Raw genomic sequence first — 20028 nt, 5'->3', positions numbered from 1 at the left:
GTGTTCTCTGGTTACCGTACTTCATTGCCGTAAATGTCGATAGTCTTGTTGAACTTGTAGTCAGATGTTTCTGAGTTGCTTTCGTTGACTATTTTTATAGAGTATCGGTCTTTATTGGGTTTTCTTGAAGTTGAGAACTCATATCGCTTGGCATTTATATGTTTCTTCGCTATTTCAGTCAGCCAGTTTTTGGTGATGGGGGCTTTGTTGTTTCTATATGTCAAGTCAAGCGTTGCTGTGAGCGGGAATGCTAAGTGCACCTCAGCTGTCTCGACTTGCAATGTTTCCAGTCTTGACTCTTGCAATTCATTCGCAGGGGGGGCAAGGTTTGGATTGATTGAAAGCTGTTTACTTACCACTGATTTGTTGTAGGGGCCATTCGGCAGCAGTAAATTTGATTTTATCAGTAGGCCTAAGTAATTTATCAGCCTTTGGTGGTTTATAGCGCTGGATAGTTTTTTGTTGTCTAGTGCGTTTGTCAATCCGGCAGAGGAATAGATTGACTGTCCCAAGGAGATGACTTGCTTCCCTTTAATCAGTGCCTCAAGGCCCACGGTGCTGTTGATAGTGACGACCAAGTCCGACCAGTCCAGCCAATGATCGAGGCTTTTCTCACTGGATACTTTGACATTGTCAAAGCGGGGGATGTTAATGAGTGTTTCAGCGGTCTCTTCTGGGTGTGGACGAATAAGGAAGGTGCTGTGAGTGGTGTTCAATGCGGAGTAGATATCTAAGAAAGTCTCGCGCATTGATCGGTACTTGCAATACAGGATAATGTTGGTATCCAGTTGAACCTGCAGTGGGAAAAAAATGTTGAGATTTTTCTTGGGCTCGGTCTTTTCAATAGTCTGAGAGTCGATATTAAACAGCTGCTTGACAAATGTTGTTTCCTCGCTCGAAAGCAAGTAGTTGTCGACTGAGGTGGGGGTCAACTGATTTAGCGACGAGGCACCATTCACGCCCAGACGATCAATAAAGAGCGATCCCTTAAGAAGTCCGCGCTCAAGGAATGCGCACTCTATTTTTCGATGCTCACAGACAAGCCTCAGGATATTGGCAACATATCCTGTGAACCCGTTCCAGATGATTATTTTTCCTGGGTTCTGGGTTGAGATGATGTGCGAAAGAGTCTTGTGGATTCTATGGATATCTCGGATGGTTTTTACGCGCTGTCCGGGCCAGCCCACGATGGGGCGTCTTCTCGCTTCTGCAACCATTACATCATTATATTTAATTCCGTCCTCGAGAAAGGAGTCGATTGTGATTTCTTTTGCTGGAGCGTCTTGGGAAGCGTGCGCTTCGAGAGAAATGGTACTGATTCCATTATTCTCGAAGTAGCGTCCCTTTAAATTAGAGTATAGAAGTATTGTTGGTGAATGCCCGGCCTCTTTGAGTTCAAGGGCCAGTGTCATTATTCTGTTTTGGTTCTCTAAGTGGTCGCCGCATTGAATAAGTATGTTCATATCTGCACTTTGATTTGCGGTGCTCCCCTCGTCTCAAAGTCGGGGAGCAAGGCTTGCTACTAGTTCACACAAGGTTTTTTGTGCGCGGTTACTCGAGGATTATGCGGATTCGCGCTTGGACTCAACGCTACGGCCGTAGCGGTCCTCAAATCGGACAATGTCGTCCTCGCCCAGGTATCCACCAGATTGAACTTCAATCATTTCCAGAGGGATTTTCCCGGGGTTCTCAAGTGCATGTACTACCCCAACTGGAATGTACGTCGACTGGTTTTCAGTGAGCAGTATCTGCTTATCGCCAATCGACACTTTTGCTGTACCAGTCACAACAATCCAATGTTCTGCACGGTGATGGTGCATCTGGACCGAGAGTTTCTGTCCTGGGGAAACAGTGATGCGCTTCACCTGGTAACGAGGTCCATTATCAATGGAGTCATAGGCGCCCCAGGGACGATATACCTTGCGATGGTTGGTCGCTTCAGTGCGAGCGCTCTGCTTGATGCGATCAACCAGGAGCTTGACGTCTTGTGACTTGTCTTTGGCGGCGACCATCACAGCGTCTGCGGTTTCTACTACGATCACGTCATCTAGGCCTAGTACTGACACCATACGATGTTCGGCGTGAACATAGGCATTACTGGTGGATTCAAGCATGACGTCGCCACGAGTGGCATTACCTTGCGCGTCTTTGTCAGCGATTTCCCAGACTGCCGACCACGAGCCCACGTCGTTCCAGCCTGCATCCAGAGGCACCACCGAGACCTGATCGGAGCGCTCCATCACGGCATAGTCGATCGAGATGTTTTCAGCGGCCGCGAAGCTCAGCATGTCGAGGCGGGTGAAATCCATGTCTTCTTTGGCGTTACTCAGTGCGGCTTCTACTGCTGCCAGTACCTGAGGGGCGTGTTCACGCAATTGGGCTAGCATGCTCGACGCCTGGAACAGGAACATGCCGCTGTTCCAGTAGTAGCGACCGTCGGCCACGTACTGCTCCGCGGTAGCACGGTCAGGTTTTTCGACAAACGCTTGAACTGCCTGAATCTGGTTAGACTTATCAGCGACGCGGATGTAGCCGTAGCCAGTTTCTGCTTTGTTTGGCACGATCCCAAAGGTCACGATTCGGCCATTGCGGGCTGCCGGAGCACCTTTTTCGAAGGCTTCGCGCAGCGCGACCAGGTCGTCGAAGACGTGGTCGGCAGGCAGTACCAGCAGCAATTCATCCTTGCCGGTTGCCAGTGCTTTCACAACTGCGGCAGCGATAGCGGGCGCAGTGTTGCGACCAATGGGTTCAAGCAGAATCGCTTGTGGATTGATATTTAGCGCGCGGCACTGTTCGGCAACCAGGAAGCGATGATCTTCATTGCTAACCACAATGGGTGTCAGTGGACCATCTTGAATGCCTGCTAGGCGAGACAAAGTCGATTGGAACAACGACTGGTCGCCGTGCAGAGTCAGAAATTGCTTCGGGTGCATAGCACGAGAAAGTGGCCAAAGCCGAGAGCCGGAGCCGCCAGAAAGAATTACTGGGATCATGTAATTTCCCTATCGCTGATCAAATTGAAAGAATTACTTGTATGCGCCTGTGGCGCGGCCCAACAGCATGGTCTGCACGACTGGCGAGATAACTTTTTGCCATTCGTAGATCGCTGCGTTGGTCACGTAAATGGTGTCGTCGGGTTTCATCATGATCTGGCGGGCGTAGAAAACGGCCGCAGGATCACGCATGTCCAGACGTAGGACCGTGGGTTTAGGATTGGTTCCCTCACCCATGCGAAATACAAACACACCTTCCGGGTTGGCATTCGCTTCTCTCAGGCCGCCGACGCTACCCAGTGCATCCAGCAAGCTGGTGTTTTGCGCTGGCAGGTCCTTGAGTCCGGGTTCGCCGACCGCGCCCATGGCAACGAAGCGTTGGCGGGCACGGTCCAGAACAACTTCCGAATTTGGTCGCAGCACCATATTGTTGCCGGCCAGTACATCTTCGTAGTTGAACTGCTGGACTTGGCTGCCGGTGCGCACGGTGACGTTTGCCAGGTGTGGTTCCATGACCGGGCCACCGGCCTGGTTAACTGCGTCCAGCAAGGTCAAGGGGCCCTGCAAGGTGCTGAACCGACCTGGGGATTTGACGGCACCGGCTACCAGTACCGAGCCGGAGAGGTCGCCCACCAGTTCGACATGGGTCTGCACGTCGGTGGTTACACCCTTGAGTTGCTTGCGGATCATATCCTCAACCTGATTGAGGGTCATGCCGGCAACGAACTGACGACCCACGTAAGGCAGCGAGATCATGCCCTGGTCGTCTATGCGGGTCTTCAGTTGAGTTCCGCCGCTGGAGAGCGGGGCAAACAGTGCCGAGCCTTCCGGAGCGTTATCGGTGATCAGTACGTTCAGGATGTCTCCCGCCATCAGGCGTGCGGAGGGTGCGACCGGCTTGGCAATGGAGGCTTGCGCTGGACGCACCGCGCCACGCATATATGGCCCGATGGTGTTAGCGTTGATCTCGACCAGGTTGTACGACTCGTTCTTGGTTTCAATATCGCCCTTGTACGGGCCAGCGCCCGACAATGTGCCGCCGCATCCGGCCAGGCCCAGTGTAGCCAGGGTCAATGCTGCCAGTTTCAGTTTGAACTTTGGTGGGACAGCCAGGGATTTAATCACGATGATCCTCGATCGAAGCCAGGATGAAGCGGGTGATGCCGTAAAGCATGAGGAGAGCAAGCAAGATGGTTGCCAGGTTATATAAGCGCTCCGGGTACAGGGCGAGTTGTGGTGTGTTCGGGCTGACTACTGTTACCAGGGTGCGGATCTTTTTGCTCGCCTCGATCCGGGCGTTGTCGAGTGCGGCTACCGCAGTCTTGTAGCTTTCTTCGGCTATACCGGCGTCCAGGGTCAGTTGCTGGAAGCGCGACGCGACAACGTTCAACTGCGAGCCGTTGGGCGAGGAGACCAGCAGGCGTTTTTCCTTGGTCAGTTGCTGGGTAATGGCGTTGACCTTTTGCTTTTGTTGTTTCACCTGGGGAGAGTCAGGACGAAGCTTGTATTGCATCTCGGTGAGTACGGCTTGCTCTTTGGTGTACTGGCCTTCCAGGTCGGCTATGATGGTTGCACGATTTTGTGCAGTGTTGCCGCCATCCAGTACTTTGTTGACGTTCTGGAAATCGATCAACTCGGTTTTGCGCTCCGCATAGTTAACGCGCGCAGTCGCCAGTTCACCTTTGGCGAAGTTCATCTGCTCACGGGCGATGCTGTGACTGACTTCGTTGACGAAGTGTTCGCTGGCCTCAAGGATGGTGCGCAGCATCTGTTCCGACAGTTCAGGGTTGAAGGCTTGCACTTCGACCCGCAGCAGACCGGTGGTTTCATCGTAGTGGGCTGAAACCATACGCTGGTAGTACTTGAGTAGTTCTTCTCGTTTCGAATTTCTATCCAGCAAGAAGAATATGTCACTGCGTTGGGCTGCATACTGCTCGACCCAGTGCAGGCGATCTTCTAGTAGCTGCATCATATCGATGGACACGATGTACTCACGAAGATAGAGCGTTTCCTCTCGAGAGGCAGGATTGGTCCCGGTCAGCAGGGTTGCAAGTCCTGGCACGGCTGCACCTGGATTGGCGCCGTCCTGGCGGACTACCACTTGGGCGGAGCTGACATAGCGGTCAGTGGCGAACACTCCGTAGTAGATAGCTGCCAAGGCGAGTGGCAGAATGACCAAGCCGATTGCCATGCGCCAGCCCTTGAGTTTGCCCGTGTTGCTCATATGTGATGCATCCTTGAAGTGGAGCCGTGCTGCGATAGATATAAGAAAAGACATGTTTAGGTGTTATAGGCCTTGATGCCTTCGGTGACGTCTTCGTAGATCTGTAGCTCGCCATCACGTACCAATAGGACGATATCGCAGAGCTTTTTGACTTCCGTCATCGAGTGGGTGACCAGCACGACTTTAGATTTTTGAAGTTTTTCCCGGAATACTTGAGCGCACTTTCGTTTAAATTGGGCGTCACCAACTGACATCACCTCGTCGATCAAGTAGTAATCGAAATCAAAGGACATGCTCAAGCCAAACGCCAAGCGTGACCGCATGCCGGAGGAGTAGGTCTTGATGGGTTCATCGATCCAGTCTCCGATTTCGGCGAACTCCTGAACATAACGAACCTTTTCGCGCATTGCTTCACCTTCGGCTCCGTAGACTCGGCAGACGAATTTAACGTTGTCGCGGCCAGTCATGCTGCCCTGAAAGCCTCCAGCCAATCCAACGGGCCATGAAATGCTTCGATCGGTGATGATGGAGCCAGAGTCTGGTATGTCGGCACCTCCTAGCAAGCGCATTAGGGTTGACTTCCCTGCGCCGTTGCGACCAATGAGGCCAATGTTCTTGTCTGGAGGAATTGATAGCGATAGATTGCGGAAGATGTACCGACGCCCTTTCGGAGTCAGGTAGGATTTAGTTACGTTCTTAAGTTCGAACACGTTGGTCAGTACTCATCCGTTTTTCGTGGAAATAAGGTGCAACCGACGAGCGCGATAACTACCTAGTGCAATAAACAACAAAATTACTGTGAATGTGATCACATACTGTTCTGATATGCCATCTACCGGTGTGTAATGAGGTAGTACTTCTGCCCGGATTAGTTCGACGATATGCAGGAACGGGTTCAGAAGTAATAAAGGCATCATGCCCTGGGGAAGGTAGGAGGCAGGAACCAGAACTCCAGATATGAAGTAAAGTGGGAAAAAGGCCATTCGAATCACGACCTTCAAGCTGGGGAGGGCGTGTGTAATCAATGCCAGCAGCATTCCTAGGCCAAAAGCAAACAGCAGGCCAAGAGCAAGAGTGGTTACCCATTGTAAAGGACTGTGTACCGACATATCAAAGCCGTACCAGGCAAAGGCGAGTACCAAGATCGCATATACCGTAGCGCTTATGCAGGTTTCAACCAGCACTCTGGCGATGTATGTGTCTAGCGGTTTAATCTGCTTATATGCAAATAGAGAGCGATTTTCTCTTAGGCTATCCATCAATCTGAGGGAAGTATTCCGATACAGCAAAAAAGGTGCCATCCCCACCAGCACGAATACTGGATACTCAACTCCCGAAAATGTACGGCCGCGAATCAAAGAGAACAGCAAAGTGAAGACGAGTAGATGGCAGATCGGCTCAATCAAGGTCCACACGGCCCCCATGCGGCGGTCACCAAAGCGGGCGCGCGCCTCACGTAAAATCAAGGCAAAGATCACCGATTTTTGAATCTGGAAGGAGGTGCGAGGCTTCAAGTTATTTACCGAACAGCAAAGCAGCACGCCTTGGCGTGCCGGTGAATTCATTTCGGAAAGAGCCTGTGCACCTCCCGTTGTTTGGGAGGGGGCGGGTGGCTTCCGTGCTCGTTAGGGCGTGAGATTAATCGCTGTGTGGTATTAGCGTCAAGGGAGAAGCATTCTTAATGCTGATCGGAGGGGGCTATTTTCGAGCAGAGAGGTGTTAAGTCGGGAATTGTACAGCAGAGGGTGATATGTATAGCCTCTCAAAAATGACAGAGTGAAGTGCAGTTTCTAAATGGCTGCGAGCGACATCATTACGCCATCATCTGATGATGGCTTTGATATTCATGGTCGGGCTGTGGGGGGTGTATACAGTGTGTTAAAAAATCGTCCATATGATTCCCCTCAGGAAATTCTCTAAGTCGTGTTGGTGCTATCTGGCTTTTTGGGTGAGCTTGATTTTAGCTGGATCAATTAATTGCTTGAGTGCGAGTTGGGTTTGGTGGGTTGTTTTCAGGTTTCGGCTATTGAGTAGTCTGAGTGTGATGGTTTTAGAGGCGGCATGCTGTTTTATTGATTTTTACGCTCTATTAGCGTTGTTGGTCTAACGTTGGTTTTTATGGTTAAGCAGTGGGTCGCTTGCTAGTAGTCTGTCGATATATTTTATGTGTGGGTAATATGGTCTTCAGGCGATTTGCTTGGGATTACAAAAAATACTTTTTGTGTTTGCGTGTGTCTGGCGGCAACCGGATGGCATCCGGAAGCAGCCTGCGCAGTTATTTTGTTGTGAGGCTGGCTCGCTCGGTTTTTTCGGGTGGGGGGGTGTCGGATTGGCGGTAGTCCTCTTGGGCAGCACTCCACCAATGTTGGAACTGGGGGTCCATGCTGTCGTCGTTAAAATAAACTTTCTCAGCTTGCCTTCTGTCCCATACTACTCCTGTGCGTATGAGCTTTCCTGGAGTGCCGGCGACGATGCAGGACGGTGGATATTCGTTGTTCTGTAGAAACGAAGATGCGCCAACGATTGAATTTCTGCCTATTTTCGTTCCCTTGCTTATCAGTGCTGATTGTCCAACCCAAACGTGGTCGTTGATTGATACGTTTCCAGCGGGGTTGAGTCTCTCGCCGGTTTCGACACTATAGATTCCGTGAGCGTCGGTTGTTCGGATCTGGACATTATATGAAAGCATACAATCTCTTCCGACTGTAACCTCTCTTCCATTATCCGCTAGTATATAAGCTCCCTCAATGCTGGTATCCTTGCCGATACGAACTTTCCCGCCATTCTTTATCAGTACTCTCAAGTCTCCAATTCGACGTGGGTCGATGTCAAAAACTCCATGGTTACCCGTAATTGTGATGTCGAGTTTGTTAATATTCCTTAAGTTTGAGATATTAACGATGTTGTGATCTCCCTCAATTAGTATTGATACACTGCCTTTACTTTCCTTAGGAGTGTTGATGGTGTTTTGTAGCCCTTTGTCGTTGATACTTACTGGCATGTCCGGGGAGCTCTATTGAAAACACAATCATCAAGTTATGACAGTCGCATGATCGCTTGCGTGGCGACTGCCGTTCTTCGTGAATATTCTCTCACCACCAAGGGCGCTTAGCTAGTTCAGCGTCATGCTCGATGTCAGATGCTGCGCAGATTTGCTTAGGTAGGATTGGTACTCAACGGGCTGCCATCTGGCTCAGTGCTTTCGCCTACCGAGCCATATTTGGTGTTAAGACTTGGGCTTTCCGAGGGCCGATAGAGCAGAGCGAGTAGAGGGGGGGGGAGATTACCCCTGACCCTTTGTTGTCTGGAGGGGGGTATTGTTCGGTCCGCTGGGTATCTGTTTGTGTGTTCTTTACGCTCCGAATGCCGATCCGCTAGATCCGGCCGATCATTCAGCAGCGTGAGTCTCGCCAACTCTTCCATCACATCTACCGCTCGGTTATGGCGCGCCGAGGAGTCCGTGCGGTTGTGCTCGTCGAACTCGAAGAAGGCTTTTGGCACGGAGCACTGGCTGGGGATGGTGAACATGCGCATCCAGTGGCTCAGTCCCCGCAGTTGGTTGACGGTGTTGAAGGGCTGCTAGCCGCTTGAGACTTACATCACTGGGGCGGGGCTTGGGTCCGGCGGATGGCGTCGAAGGCCAGGGGCATCCAGGCTCCGGGTCAAAGACGGGCGATGCGTTCGAGTTCGGTTTGTAGGGCGGCGGCGTCGAGTTGGGCGAAGGGCAGTTGGAAGAATGCGCGGCAACGGGTTTCGATGATGGCCAACGTGGCGTTGAATGCGCCATTGATCTGGGCTTCGCTGCCGCTGATCTCGGAGGGGTCTTCGAGGCCCCAATGGGCCTTGAGTGCGGGGCCGAAGTACACGGGGCAGGTTTCCCCGGCGGCTTTGTCACAGACGGTGATGACAATGTCCGGCGGGCTGTCGGCGAAGGCCTCGTTGCCTTTGCTGTGCAGTCCTGCGGTGGCGATACCGGCCGCCTGCAAGGTGCTCAGGCTGCGGGGCAGAACCTGGCCCTTGGGGAAGCTGCCGGCGCTCACTGCCGTGAAACCTGTGGGGGCGAGGTGGTTGAACAGCGCTTCGGACAGGATGCTGCGACAGCTGTTGGCTGTGCACATGAACAGGACTTTCATCGATTTCTCCGTGGTGCGTAGGCCAGAGTCGTGACTGGTCATACATATGGATTATCGAATATACGAATTATCGAATATTAGGTAAAGCGCGGGAGTGATTTTTATCGATGCGGCGCCGGCGGCTTAAACGAAAAGGGCGACCGTTGTGGGCCGCCCGTTCTAGTGCATCGCTCGGGAGTCGTTAGAGCTCCAGCCCTTGCTCGATCACCGCGAGAAAGTTCAGCTCATCCAGTGCCACCGGAGTGGGGCGTGGTTGTCCGGTGCGGGCCACGGGCTGGATTTGCCATACGGGCTCGGCCATGTCGTTCTCGGTGCGGCGGATGTACAGCGCCTGGCCTTTGCCGCGAATGTCGACCTGGCCTGTGCCACCGATGACGAAACGGGCAATAGGGTCCAGGGTTATGGTGTTGTGGTTGCCTTCGATCTGCAGCTTGTCGATGGCGTAGTTGAAGGTCTCGCCGGATGGCAGGCTCTCGAACACGCGGGTCGGTACCCGGCGGATGTTGAGGCCGGCGTGGGTCAGCGGCTCGAGCCAGGTTTCCAGTTGGTGGTACATGTCATAGACCTGGCTTGGCCAGTGTTCAATGGCCAGGTCGGCGCGGGCCTCGGCGTCCACACGGGTTTTTTGTTTTTGCTTCAGTTTCGTGGCGAGTTCGTCTGCCTTGCTCATTCCGATTCCCTATCGTGCGTTCAGAGTGGTCTGCGCTTTCAAGGTACTGCACTTGACCGAGTGATTGCCAGTCGCCGGCACCACCCTGGTGCGGGTTAGACAAGAATGTCTTCTGCTGATGCGCGGCCAGCCGTCACAATAGGCCCATTGGATGTTTGGTTTTCAGGTGCGTGAATGAAAAAACTGTCTGTATGGGTCCTGTTTGCTGTGCTGGCGATTGGCAGTGTGATCCTGAGCAATACACCGCAATCCTCGCGCAACAAACAACAGAACGAGTCGGCGTCGGGGGTGTTCGACTATTACCTGCTGGCATTGTCCTGGTCGCCGACCTTTTGTCTGACGCGCCCGGAAAATGCCCAGTGTTCGGGCAAGGGCTACGGGTTTGTGTTGCACGGTCTGTGGCCGCAATACGCCAAGGGCGGCTGGCCGCAGTCCTGCGTGCCGAATGCGCGGTTGTCGGCGGCCGAGCGGGCGCGGGGGCTGACGCTGTTTGTCACGCCGGCCTTGCTCAAGCATGAGTGGGCCAAGCACGGTACCTGCAGCGGGCTGGGTGCCATGGGCTACCTGGCGGCTGCGGACAAGGCGCTCGGCGCGGTGAAGATTCCCGAGCCGCTGCAGCCTTTGAGCAAAGAGGTGTATTTCTCTGCCCAGGACATCACGCAGATGTTTCGCCGCAGCAACCCTGGGATACCGGCTGACGGTATTGCGGTGATCTGTCGCGGCCCGGAGTTGTCGGAGGTGCGGGTGTGCATGGCCAAGGACCTGTCGTTCCAGGCGTGCGGCAAGGGAGTGAAAAACCAGTGTCGCTCGGGTGATATCCGAGTGCCGCCGATGCGTTGAGGGGCTGGATGCGTTTTTGTAGCAGCCGAACGCAGCCTCGCTACGCTCGACAGCTGCTACAAGTGGTCCGCAGTCGTTACAGGTGCACAACTGCTCGACACGAGCGCTTTTATAGGGGCAAGCCCAGGGCGGCCAGGTCTTTGCGCAGTTGCCCGGCGTTGCTGAACTGCAGTGCATTGAAGCCTTCGCGGCGGGCGCCTTCGATGTTGGGGGTATCAGCGTCTCGTGTGTCGGGTGGTGGGCGATGGCTTCGTCGATGGCTTCCTGCCATGAGCGTCCGGCGTCCTGGCGTTCGTTCCAGTCGGTACTGCAGACCTCGGACAGAAAGGTCTCCATGCCGTGCTCGTCAGCGCCAAACAGCTTGCGGTAGAGGTTTCTCGGGTTCCAGCGAATCAGCACATTGCCCAGGTCGAAGACCACGGTGTCGATGGCGGACGGATGGTCCTGATGGTTCATGCGTTCCTCCATGGATAGCCGATAAGAATGAAGGTCCCAGCCTAGCAGAACACATGGGGGCTGCCGGTATAGGTGTTATCGCGCTGCCGTGGTTTGCCCCTCGTCACCGCCGTAGGCTAAGCTTTGTCGATCAAGGGATCCGGGCGTCTGCTCGCGTTTTACCCTTCAAGGATGATGCATTTGCCAACCCCCATTCACGATTCCCGCGATACGCTCGGCGGCCCATTGAAGCGTTTACCCCTGCGCAAGGCGGCGGTGATCTTTATTGCGGCGGTGTGCCTGAGCCTGTGTGGCCTGCTGTACCTGCAGCTCGAACAATCCCGGCATCACGACTTGTCCCAGGCGCAAATTGCGTCAGTGAACCTCACGCGGGCGATGGCGCAACAGGCCGAGGATACCTTTCTGGCCGCCGATCTGGTGGTGACCAGCCTGGTCGACTGGATTCAGGCCGACGGTTTTGGCGTGGCGTCGAGCCCGCGCCTGCAGCGCACCTTTGCCCGTCGGGTGCAGGCCCTGGAACAGTTGCATGGACTGTTTCTGTTCGATCGCCAAGGGCAGTGGGTGGTGACCTCCTTTGGTGAGTTGCCGACCCGGCAGGGCATCGCCGATCGTGAGTATTTCCGGTTCCATCAACAGAACGCTTCGTTGCAGGCGCATATCGGTCCGGCGATCCGCAGTCGGCAGAATGGTGAGTGGATCATCCCGTTGTCGCGACGGGTGAATGACCACAATGGTCAATTCCAGGGCGTGCTGATGGCGGGCATCCGCATGGAGTATTTCGACCGGTTTTTCAAAAGTTTCAGCCTCGACGACCACGCCTTGATGTTTCTGGCCCTGGCGGATGGCACTTTATTGGCCCGGCGGCCAGGTGCGGAGTTGCGCATTGGTGAGTCGCTGGCCCAGGGGGCGATCTTCAAGGACTACTTGCCGAATGCACCCTCGGGCACTGCGATGATTCGCTCGAAGGTGGACGGCGAGCTGCGGCTGTACGGCTACCAGCAGCTGGACGCGTATCCGCTAGTGGTAGCGGCGGCTACTCCTGAGGCGGTGGTGCTGCGCGGTTGGTATGCCAATGCGGTGCAGTCCAGTGTCATCGTGGCCCTGGTGGTGCTCGGCGTGAGTCTGTTCGGTTGGGTGTTCGTGCTGCAGGTGCGCAACGGTGAGCGCATCGAGGCAGACCTGCGTGCGGCCCAGGAGCGTCTGGAAGTGATCGCCACCCATGACAGCCTGACCGGCCTGGCGAATCGACGGTTGTTCGAGCGGGCGCTGCAGATCGAGTTTGCCCGGGGGCTGCGCCAGCAACGTCCGCTAAGCCTGATCATGCTCGATGTTGATTACTTCAAGCGCTTCAACGACAACTACGGCCACGTCGCCGGCGACCAATGCCTGGCGCAGGTGGCTGGCGTGATCAAGGGGTGCTGCCAACGCCCGTCCGACCTGGTGGTGCGCTACGGCGGGGAAGAGTTTGCGGTGCTGTTGCCGGATACCGATATCCAGGGTGCCGTCGCCATTGCCGAGCAGATTCGGCACAGCGTCCAGGGCGCCAACATTCTCCACAGCGGCGCGCCTTCGGGGCAGTTGACCGTCAGTCTTGGCTGCCATGCGATTGTGCCCAGGGAGGGCGACAGCATCGAGAGGCTCATCGAGTGCGCGGATGCGGCGTTGTACCAGGCCAAGAACTTCGGCAGGAATCGCACGCAGGTGGCCTCCATGGAGGGGCGTCCGAGCGATGCCCCTAGTCGGCGCTGAACGCCTTGCGTAGCCGTGCGATGGTCTGCTCGGTGGACAGCCCGGGAGCCGGCGGCGGATCCGGGCGTTCACAGAACTCGCGCCAGACAAACAGCGTCAGCTCTGCGCCATCGGTAAGGGTTTGCGGGGTGGGCGCGCCAAAACCCTGCAGGAGCCGATAGCGCGAGTCCTGCCAGAACAGCTTTTCCACCCAGTCGAACACCGGGATGAAGTGAAAGTGGATGGGCTGGTCGGGGGTATGGCCGTAGCGGCCGATATACAGGCGTTTTGGCTGCAACTGGCTCTGCATCACCTGTTGGGTGTGCGCCATTAACACCCCGAGTTCAGCCAGCGCCTCGGCGGGCAGCTCGTGGAGCGCATTGACGTTGGCCCTGGCCCCGAGCATCAGATAGCCCGGCAGGTGCGAGTTGATCCGGTGATTGACGATCCAGTGGGCGGTTTGATGGACGATCAGCTGTGGGTCGATGTGCATGGTCGGGCGTCACCTTTTCTTCACCGGGCCGATGAGGGTAATCAATTGTCGTTGCCTGTGGCGGCTATCGTATAACGTTTGCCCATCGGCACGGCACTCGACCGCTCCAGGTCCGGTGCGCCTTCATGTCCAAGGAATCGCTCATGACCGCGACTGCGCTCGAACACATCGACCTGTACCTTCAGCGTCTTGGTTTTGCCACGCCACCCAAGCCCACCCTGGAAGCCTTGGGTGAACTGCAGCTAAGGCACACCAGCACCTTTGTTTTCGAAAATCTCTCGCCCCTGGCCGGATTGCCGGTACCCCTCGACCTGCCATCGATCCAGCGCAAAGTGCTGCATGAGGGCCGTGGCGGTTACTGCTACGAGCTCAACAATCTATACATGACCCTGCTGGAGCGCCTGGGGTACCAGGTGCGCGGTATCACCGGGCGCGTGGTGATGAACGCGCCACAGGACGCCTGGGCGGCCCGTACCCATCGCCTGACTCTGGTGACCCTCAATGGCCTGCGCTACATCACCGATGTCGGCTTTGGCGGCATGGTGCCGACGGCGCCGCTGCTGCTCGATACCGAACAGGAGCAGGCCACGCCCCATGAGCCGTATCGCATCCTCCGCGAAGACGAAAGCTACACCCTGCACGCCAAGGTCGCTGGCGAGTGGCGGGCAATGTATGTCTTCGACCTGCAGCGTCAGGGCGATATCGATTATGAGATCGGCAACTGGTACGTCTCGACTCACCCGCAATCACCGTTCTTGCAGCGGCTGATGGTGGCGCGGACCGGGGAGGGCGTGCGCCGCACCCTGAACAACGGCAGCTATGCCGTGCATCGCCTGGGCAGCCCCAGCGAGCGGCGCGAGATCAATGATGTGCAGGAACTGATCGAGTTGCTGCGCAGTGAGTTCTCACTCCAGGTGCCCGAGCATCCGGCACTGCGGGCGACCCTGGCAGGATTGATCGCCATTGAGCAATAAGTAGCGACTTCGCAAAAAAAGATGATCAGTTGATCAGCTTTTTTTCGACCGACGGTAAAGCCCGGAAAGTGCAGGCTAGACGGTTCGAAGCGGGCTTGGGTGGATGCTTGTCCATTATGTGACTGATAAGTTGTATACAACTCTATGGACATTTGTCTTGGGTGTTGAATACAGTGTGCGCATAACAAAAACCCAGGGAACCCCCCACGATGAAAACGCCCTCTGTTTCACACCAACGGCCCGAGGATGAAAACCTCGGGGTCGGCGCGAATATGGCTTACGGCCTGCAACACGTTCTGACCATGTATGGCGGTATCGTTGCGGTACCACTGATCATCGGCCAGGCGGCCGGGCTTTCTCCGGCAGACATTGGTCTGTTGATCGCGGCATCGTTGTTTGCAGGGGGGTTGGCAACGCTGCTGCAAACCTTGGGTCTGCCGTTTTTCGGTTGTCAGTTGCCGCTGGTGCAGGGTGTGTCGTTCTCCGGCGTCGCGACCATGGTGGCGATTGTCAGCAGTGGTGGGGAGGGCGGCTTCCAGTCGATTTTGGGGGCGGTGATTGCCGCCTCGTTGATCGGCTTATTGATCACTCCGGTGTTCTCGCGGATCACCAAGTTCTTCCCGCCGCTGGTGACCGGTATCGTGATCACCACCATCGGCCTGACGCTAATGCCGGTGGCTGCGCGCTGGGCCATGGGTGGCAACAGTCATGCCGAAGACTTCGGCAGCATGGCCAACATCGGCCTGGCGGCCGTGACCCTGATGCTGGTATTGCTGCTGAGCAAGATCGGCAGCGCCACCATCTCCCGCCTGTCGATCCTGCTGGCCATGGTCATCGGTACCCTGATCGCGGTATTCCTCGGCATGGCTGACTTCTCCAGCGTCAGCGAAGGGCCGATGTTCGGCTTCCCGACACCGTTCCACTTCGGTATGCCGACTTTCCACTTCGCCGCGATCCTATCGATGTGCATTGTGGTCATGGTGACCCTGGTCGAGACCTCCGCGGACATCCTCGCGGTCGGTGAGATCATCGACACCAAGGTCGACTCCAAGCGTCTGGGCAACGGCCTGCGGGCTGACATGCTGTCGAGCATGATCGCGCCGATTTTCGGCTCCTTCACCCAGAGCGCCTTCGCCCAGAACGTCGGGCTGGTGGCGGTGACCGGGATCAAGAGCCGTTACGTGGTGGCCACCGGCGGGCTGTTCCTGGTGATCCTCGGGCTGCTGCCGTTCATGGGCCGGGTGATTGCCGCAGTACCGACCTCGGTACTTGGTGGAGCCGGTATCGTGCTGTTCGGCACTGTGGCCGCCAGCGGCATTCGTACCCTGTCCAAGGTCGATTACCGCAACAACGTCAACCTGATCATCGTCGCCACCTCGATCGGCTTCGGCATGATCCCGATCGCCGCGCCGAGCTTCTACGATCACTTCCCAAGCTGGTTCGCCACCATCTTCCATTCCGGCATCAGTTCGTCGGCGATCATGGCGATCCTGTTGAACCTGGCGTTCAACCACTTCACCACCGGCAACTCGGACCAGCAATCGGTATTCGCTGCGGGCACCGAGCGCACCTTGCGCTTCCAGGACCTGGCTGCGCTGCGTGAAGGCGACTACTTCAGTGATGGCAAGTTGCATGACTGCGACGGTAATGAAGTGCCGGTGATAGTCGAGGACCACGGTCACGGCACGCCGGAACATCGACCTGCGCAACTGAAGAGTAGCGAGCACGTCTGATCACAGTCACTGGTGAAAAAGAGGCCGACCTGTTGTTTAGACAGGTCGGCCTTTTTTGTTGTAGTGAGTTGCGGTGTTGTGGGTCCATGCGACGGACGTTAAGTGTTGGGTACTTCCTACGATAGAAGCTGAATGTTGCGACTTAGTTATTTTTCAGGTTGGGTTACTGTCGTCATTCGAATTTTAATAGTCACAAAGTTTTTGATGTGTGTTTTTGAATGACTGGATTGCTTAACGAATGGAAGTGAAAATCATGGAAGATGTGGGCGGTTTTAATGGGGCTGATCGCTCCTGTGCGGGTGATCAAGCGCTAAAGATGGGTGGCGGCGCTGGCGGCGCTGGCGGCGCTGGCGGGCGACGGTTGATCGTGACGTCGGACCAGCTTTTGCAAATAAAACTTTATGTGGAGAAGGGTAAGTATCTTCCGACGGATCGTCAGGGGATCGAAGTCGCACTCGGTGGGGTTATTGAGCATCCGGATTTTCATTGGATGGAGATTCAGGAACTGCATACAAAGATCAAGGTCCATGCTGGAAAGTGGCTGCCAATTGAAAGCAGTTTGCTTCTGGTTGGAGGTAATTTAGGCTCGTTTGCAAAAACACAGGGCAAATTTTCCGCAGACCTTGTGCAGCAAATCGACGCAATGCCGATCAGTGAGCGGGTCAAGAACTACGGTCCCATCGCAGTGGATGAAACGCCCTTTATCCCGTTTGATCAGCTTGATCGGGCGGTGTACGAAGAGCTGGGGGGGATGTTTCAAGACCTCAAGGAGAGTGTCAATCTGAGTCGCGCGCCTACGGTCGAATTGAAAGAGTCCATTGAGCTTTTTCAACGGGAGCTGAGCGAGCAGTTAGTGCCCTCGGTCAAGCTTAAAATAAACAAGCTTAATACCATCGACTTTGCGGTGGACCTGATCCGGTTTCGCGAATCTCTCGAGGATATCGAACGTGATATCGCTCAAGCAGAAAAAGAAATCAGAACGTTTGCGATCCCCAATGTGCTGAAGAGTTTGAATCCTATTGCTGTTCTGCTGGAATTTATCCTGGTCGGGCCGGAGGAAGCGCTGATGGGGCGGGGCGGTGTCGAGGCGATGCAAAAGTTGCGAACGTTCGAGAAAAAGCGGCGCAGTCTTATCGCGATGATTGATGGCCAGGAAAAGTTGCCGGGTTTAATACTGTCTCACAGTAACTCATTGGACAATATTTACGGTTTCATGCGGGCGGCGTCCGCCGCCGCAGAAGCCTTGGTAATGGTGTGGGATTCTGTATTGGCAGAAATAGAAAAGTCTGCGAGCGAGCTTTCGCTGATCAAGGAGGGCGTGAGCTTGATACGTTTCAAGCAAAGTTTCAGCCGCGGCATTGAGCCGTGGGAGAACATCAAAGAACTGGCGGAGTCGCTGTTGCACTCTCTAAACAAAGCCATTGAAGACTTCAATAAGCGGCAGTCCGCAGGTTAACCGAGGGAAGGTGTATGAACGGGATAGACAGGATGTCCACTCAAGCGCAGCGCCAGCCAGATTACGCGCTGATGAAGCAAAGCAAATACTCAATCAACAGGGCTGTTGCGGAGGTTTCCCTGGGGTTTGCCGAATATCTGCAGGCCAGGCTTGGACGCCTGAATGCAGCACTCAATGACGCGCATTCAAGTATTTTGCAATCGACGGTCGCCATGATGCCGTTGTTGAGAAATGCTAGTTTTTTAAGCTTGAACGCTGAACTCGATCGGCTGGAGAGCGCTCACGAACTGGATGCGCAGGCGCGGCAGCGGGCCAAGGAAGAGTTGCGGGAGGACTATATAAGCAGTGTCAATGCCGACATGCAGCGTGTCCGCGGTTTTTGGCTTGGAATGACTGCGGCGATCAATCAAGTCCACGACATTGAGGTTTTGCCCACTGACGAGGCGGACAGCTCGACTTCGGTCAACCTGGAAAATGGCATTCGATTGGCTCTGCAGGATCTGGACAAGCGACTTGTCGAGCTGGGTGAGCAGCGCAAGGAAATTGACGACTGGATCAAGGTGATCGATGACAAGAACCTGTTCGATTACCTGTTGCCCTGGGTTGCGACTGATGAAGAGTTGGATGGGCTTGATTTAAGCGCCCCGCAAGTTGAAATGGTAAAGCGTGGCGTGCGTCTGTTCAGGAAGTTGGTCGAGCATGCGTCGCAATACATCCGCTACACCGACATGGTGAAGCTCAGGAATGACCTGAGGGTCAAGCACCAGCATTACCAGGATCAAAAAGACCAGTTGACCAAGTTGTTGGCCGATTCAATCAAGCAGACACTAGCTTTGAGTCGGGTCGGTCGGCTTGATGCGGTACGGCTCGATTACGTGCGGGAGGCCCAGTTGCTGGCTGGACAGATCGGTGGTTTTGTCACCGCGTTTGATCTGCCGCCGCACACCGGCCTTGAGAGTTTGCGTGCGATTACGGCGCAAGGTGTCGACTTGCACAAAACCCTCGAACCTATCGCTTCGGCATGGCGCACTCGGTAAACCTGCCCGCTGGGTTTTTCTCTCGGCCACAAAAAAGCCCCTGATCTTTCGATTCAGGGGCTTTTTGATCTTGCTGTCTGGCTCCACGACCTGGACTCGAACCAGGGACCCAGTGATTAACAGTCACTTGCTCTACCAACTGAGCTATCGCGGAATTCGCCGTATGTTACTGATTAAAAAGAACAAGTCAACAAAAAATTGTATCTGTGGCGGCTTTTCCGGTGAGTGGTATCGATTTGTTGCGGGGCGGGCAGTCGACAGCCATTGGCGGTTACCAGAAGTGCGGTAGAGGACTACCATGCGTTCCCGGGCGTGGTTTCACGCGCTGCCGGCCATTCGTCCACAAGGTAGGCGTCATGACTCAACAACCGCAGTTCTCCGCAATCCTGGCGTACGGGGTGCTTGCATGAGCATTGCCCAGATCAGCCTGCCCAAAGGCGTGGGTGCGCCGGCCGAAAAACTGTTCGAAGCGATCACCCAGGCGGGCACCGCTGAGGAGCTCAACCGTGCCGGGGGCAAGGCCGAAGGGTTTGTGCTGGGGCTGGAAAGCGCCAAGGCGATCAAGAGCCAGGTGGCCGAGGCTTTGTATGTGGCTTATGACGATGCTGCCAGCCAGCGTTCGAGCCAACTGGCCGGCTGAAGCGTCAGCCGCCGAAGGTGACGGTGCCGAGCATGAACTTGGCATACAGCGAAGTGGCGGCCAGTTGCACCAGCCACAGGGCCAGGCCGCCGAGAAACACGCCGCTTGCCACTTGCAGCACCAGGCTGTTGCCACGCTTGGTGGTGGGGCGAGGGGTGAAGTGATCGAGGTCGTCATCGCGGTCGGCGCGTAAATTGTCGTTTTTCATCTCGGCTCTCAAAAAAATCGGGGTTTTGCTGGGGCTGTGGCAGAGAACTTTGCGAGCAGGCGGAGCGCCGCTCGGGTTGCTGCCGCAGTGAAGCTCTCTAGAGTCTAGAGTGTGGGTCGTTGGCATTGGACATTATCTGCTCGTGTCCAGCCCTGAAGTAGGGTTACACCCATTTCAGCCTCAAAACGCCCGATGCACCGCATGGGTGTTTAGTATTTCGGCGGCAGATGAGAGCGCTTGTTGTTATAGATTGGCACCGACTCGCCGATCATTCGCAAGGCTTCTGCCGCATCATTCGGTCTATGTAAGAGAAACTCAGTTTTCAGAATTCCGTTCACACGCTCAGAGAAAGCAAATTGATTGCAGTCGTGCCCATTGGTCATTGAGCATCTGACACCGTGCTTGGTGCGCAACCCCTGATAGAACTCGGAGTAGTATTGGAC

At 55.3% G+C, this 20028-nt stretch carries 19 protein-coding genes, 1 tRNA gene and 1 pseudogene; 7 read left to right on the top strand and 14 right to left on the bottom strand.

Annotation, left to right across the window (positions count from 1 at the left end; translation table 11 throughout):
• Positions 1-11: 11 nt before the first annotated feature.
• The 9 genes from QMK50_RS04500 to QMK50_RS04455 form a co-directional block, all read right to left on the bottom strand.
• Entirely contained in the window at positions 12-1463 is a 1452-nt protein-coding gene (locus tag QMK50_RS04500; protein ID WP_320332626.1) for a hypothetical protein, read from the bottom strand.
• A gap of 99 nt (positions 1464-1562) precedes the next feature.
• The gene (locus tag QMK50_RS04495; protein WP_320332625.1) at positions 1563-2993 is read right to left on the bottom strand and encodes a mannose-1-phosphate guanylyltransferase/mannose-6-phosphate isomerase; all 1431 of its coding nucleotides are present in this window, start codon (positions 2991-2993) and stop codon (positions 1563-1565) included.
• Positions 2994-3026: 33 nt separating this feature from the next.
• Positions 3027-4118, bottom strand: a complete 1092-nt coding sequence (locus QMK50_RS04490) for a polysaccharide biosynthesis/export family protein (protein WP_320332624.1) — start codon at positions 4116-4118, stop codon at positions 3027-3029.
• On the bottom strand, positions 4111-5217 hold the full coding sequence (locus tag QMK50_RS04485) for an ABC transporter permease (protein ID WP_320332623.1): 1107 nt from the start codon (positions 5215-5217) through the stop codon (positions 4111-4113). Before QMK50_RS04485 ends, QMK50_RS04490 begins: the two co-directional genes overlap by 8 nt.
• A 56-nt stretch (positions 5218-5273) precedes the next feature.
• Positions 5274-5927 (bottom strand): ABC transporter ATP-binding protein, encoded by a 654-nt coding sequence (locus QMK50_RS04480; RefSeq protein WP_320332622.1) that lies wholly within the window; start codon positions 5925-5927, stop codon positions 5274-5276.
• A gap of 12 nt (positions 5928-5939) precedes the next feature.
• The gene (locus QMK50_RS04475) at positions 5940-6782 is read right to left on the bottom strand and encodes an ABC transporter permease (RefSeq protein WP_320332621.1); all 843 of its coding nucleotides are present in this window, start codon (positions 6780-6782) and stop codon (positions 5940-5942) included.
• Between the two features lie 710 nt (positions 6783-7492).
• Positions 7493-8218: an acyltransferase gene (locus QMK50_RS04470; protein WP_320332620.1), complete on the bottom strand. Its 726-nt coding sequence runs from the start codon at positions 8216-8218 to the stop codon at positions 7493-7495.
• A 661-nt stretch (positions 8219-8879) separates the two neighbouring features.
• Positions 8880-9350, bottom strand: coding sequence for an arsenate reductase ArsC (locus tag QMK50_RS04460; protein ID WP_095165267.1), 471 nt, complete (start codon positions 9348-9350; stop codon positions 8880-8882).
• 181 nt (positions 9351-9531) lie between these two features.
• Complete coding sequence (locus tag QMK50_RS04455; protein ID WP_095165266.1) at positions 9532-10020, bottom strand: hypothetical protein; 489 nt, start codon at positions 10018-10020, stop codon at positions 9532-9534.
• 174 nt (positions 10021-10194) lie between these two features.
• Here QMK50_RS04455 and QMK50_RS04450 point away from each other — a divergent pair, with 174 nt between their 5' ends.
• A complete protein-coding gene (locus QMK50_RS04450; protein WP_159996971.1) occupies positions 10195-10860 on the top strand; it encodes a ribonuclease T2 family protein in 666 nt (221 codons plus the stop codon).
• 109 nt (positions 10861-10969) lie between these two features.
• Here the strand turns inward: QMK50_RS04450 and QMK50_RS04445 are convergent, their stop codons facing one another.
• Positions 10970-11131, bottom strand: coding sequence for a hypothetical protein (locus QMK50_RS04445; RefSeq protein ID WP_320332619.1), 162 nt, complete (start codon positions 11129-11131; stop codon positions 10970-10972).
• Positions 11132-11496: 365 nt separating this feature from the next.
• Here QMK50_RS04445 and QMK50_RS04440 point away from each other — a divergent pair, with 365 nt between their 5' ends.
• Positions 11497-13065 (top strand): diguanylate cyclase, encoded by a 1569-nt coding sequence (locus QMK50_RS04440; RefSeq protein WP_320332618.1) that lies wholly within the window; start codon positions 11497-11499, stop codon positions 13063-13065.
• Here QMK50_RS04440 and QMK50_RS04435 read toward each other — a convergent pair.
• On the bottom strand, positions 13052-13537 hold the full coding sequence (locus QMK50_RS04435) for an HIT family protein (RefSeq protein WP_320332617.1): 486 nt from the start codon (positions 13535-13537) through the stop codon (positions 13052-13054). The genes QMK50_RS04440 and QMK50_RS04435 overlap by 14 nt on opposite strands.
• Positions 13538-13680: 143 nt before the next feature.
• Here QMK50_RS04435 and QMK50_RS04430 point away from each other — a divergent pair, with 143 nt between their 5' ends.
• The 4 genes from QMK50_RS04430 (at position 13681) to QMK50_RS04415 (ending at position 18737) form a co-directional block, all read left to right on the top strand.
• Entirely contained in the window at positions 13681-14511 is an 831-nt protein-coding gene (locus tag QMK50_RS04430) for an arylamine N-acetyltransferase family protein (RefSeq protein ID WP_095165260.1), read from the top strand.
• Positions 14512-14720: 209 nt separating this feature from the next.
• Positions 14721-16244, top strand: coding sequence for a nucleobase:cation symporter-2 family protein (locus QMK50_RS04425; protein WP_159996966.1), 1524 nt, complete (start codon positions 14721-14723; stop codon positions 16242-16244).
• Between the two features lie 238 nt (positions 16245-16482).
• Positions 16483-17700 (top strand): alpha-xenorhabdolysin family binary toxin subunit A, encoded by a 1218-nt coding sequence (locus QMK50_RS04420; RefSeq protein ID WP_320332616.1) that lies wholly within the window; start codon positions 16483-16485, stop codon positions 17698-17700.
• A gap of 32 nt (positions 17701-17732) precedes the next feature.
• Complete coding sequence (locus QMK50_RS04415) at positions 17733-18737, top strand: alpha-xenorhabdolysin family binary toxin subunit B (protein ID WP_320332615.1); 1005 nt, start codon at positions 17733-17735, stop codon at positions 18735-18737.
• A gap of 78 nt (positions 18738-18815) precedes the next feature.
• Here the strand turns inward: QMK50_RS04415 and QMK50_RS04410 are convergent.
• Positions 18816-18891, bottom strand: a tRNA-Asn gene (locus QMK50_RS04410).
• Positions 18892-19143: 252 nt separating this feature from the next.
• Here QMK50_RS04410 and QMK50_RS04405 point away from each other — a divergent pair.
• Entirely contained in the window at positions 19144-19377 is a 234-nt protein-coding gene (locus tag QMK50_RS04405) for a hypothetical protein (RefSeq protein ID WP_095165258.1), read from the top strand.
• 4 nt (positions 19378-19381) lie between these two features.
• On the opposite strand, the gene QMK50_RS04400 is transcribed toward QMK50_RS04405, so the two are convergent.
• Together QMK50_RS04400 and QMK50_RS04395 are read right to left on the bottom strand one after the other, a co-directional pair.
• A complete protein-coding gene (locus QMK50_RS04400) occupies positions 19382-19585 on the bottom strand; it encodes a hypothetical protein (RefSeq protein WP_095165257.1) in 204 nt (67 codons plus the stop codon).
• 180 nt (positions 19586-19765) lie between these two features.
• Positions 19766-20025 (bottom strand): annotated as a pseudogene (locus QMK50_RS04395) (integrase core domain-containing protein); the annotation flags it as partial.
• Positions 20026-20028 lie beyond the last annotated feature (3 nt).

Source organism: Pseudomonas sp. P5_152, from assembly GCF_033989915.1.
GTDB lineage: Bacteria > Pseudomonadota > Gammaproteobacteria > Pseudomonadales > Pseudomonadaceae > Aquipseudomonas.
This window is presented reverse-complemented; position numbering and strand designations above follow the sequence as displayed.

What these genes read in the sequence shown, in the direction of transcription:
- QMK50_RS04470 (WP_320332620.1), bottom strand. Translation starts at nt 8,218, where the DNA reads ATGCCAGTAAGTATCAACGACAAAGGGCTACAAAACACCATCAACACT.
- QMK50_RS04435 (WP_320332617.1), bottom strand. Translation starts at nt 13,537, where the DNA reads ATGCACATCGACCCACAGCTGATCGTCCATCAAACCGCCCACTGGATC.
- QMK50_RS04475 (WP_320332621.1), bottom strand. Translation starts at nt 6,782, where the DNA reads ATGAATTCACCGGCACGCCAAGGCGTGCTGCTTTGCTGTTCGGTAAAT.
- QMK50_RS04450 (WP_159996971.1), top strand. Translation starts at nt 10,195, where the DNA reads ATGAAAAAACTGTCTGTATGGGTCCTGTTTGCTGTGCTGGCGATTGGC.
- QMK50_RS04420 (WP_320332616.1), top strand. Translation starts at nt 16,483, where the DNA reads ATGGAAGTGAAAATCATGGAAGATGTGGGCGGTTTTAATGGGGCTGAT.
- QMK50_RS04425 (WP_159996966.1), top strand. Translation starts at nt 14,721, where the DNA reads ATGAAAACGCCCTCTGTTTCACACCAACGGCCCGAGGATGAAAACCTC.
- QMK50_RS04485 (WP_320332623.1), bottom strand. Translation starts at nt 5,217, where the DNA reads ATGAGCAACACGGGCAAACTCAAGGGCTGGCGCATGGCAATCGGCTTG.
- QMK50_RS04445 (WP_320332619.1), bottom strand. Translation starts at nt 11,131, where the DNA reads ATGGCAGGAAGCCATCGACGAAGCCATCGCCCACCACCCGACACACGA.
- QMK50_RS04495 (WP_320332625.1), bottom strand. Translation starts at nt 2,993, where the DNA reads ATGATCCCAGTAATTCTTTCTGGCGGCTCCGGCTCTCGGCTTTGGCCA.
- QMK50_RS04415 (WP_320332615.1), top strand. Translation starts at nt 17,733, where the DNA reads ATGTCCACTCAAGCGCAGCGCCAGCCAGATTACGCGCTGATGAAGCAA.
- QMK50_RS04430 (WP_095165260.1), top strand. Translation starts at nt 13,681, where the DNA reads ATGACCGCGACTGCGCTCGAACACATCGACCTGTACCTTCAGCGTCTT.
- QMK50_RS04405 (WP_095165258.1), top strand. Translation starts at nt 19,144, where the DNA reads ATGAGCATTGCCCAGATCAGCCTGCCCAAAGGCGTGGGTGCGCCGGCC.
- QMK50_RS04500 (WP_320332626.1), bottom strand. Translation starts at nt 1,463, where the DNA reads ATGAACATACTTATTCAATGCGGCGACCACTTAGAGAACCAAAACAGA.
- QMK50_RS04400 (WP_095165257.1), bottom strand. Translation starts at nt 19,585, where the DNA reads ATGAAAAACGACAATTTACGCGCCGACCGCGATGACGACCTCGATCAC.
- QMK50_RS04460 (WP_095165267.1), bottom strand. Translation starts at nt 9,350, where the DNA reads ATGAAAGTCCTGTTCATGTGCACAGCCAACAGCTGTCGCAGCATCCTG.
- QMK50_RS04455 (WP_095165266.1), bottom strand. Translation starts at nt 10,020, where the DNA reads ATGAGCAAGGCAGACGAACTCGCCACGAAACTGAAGCAAAAACAAAAA.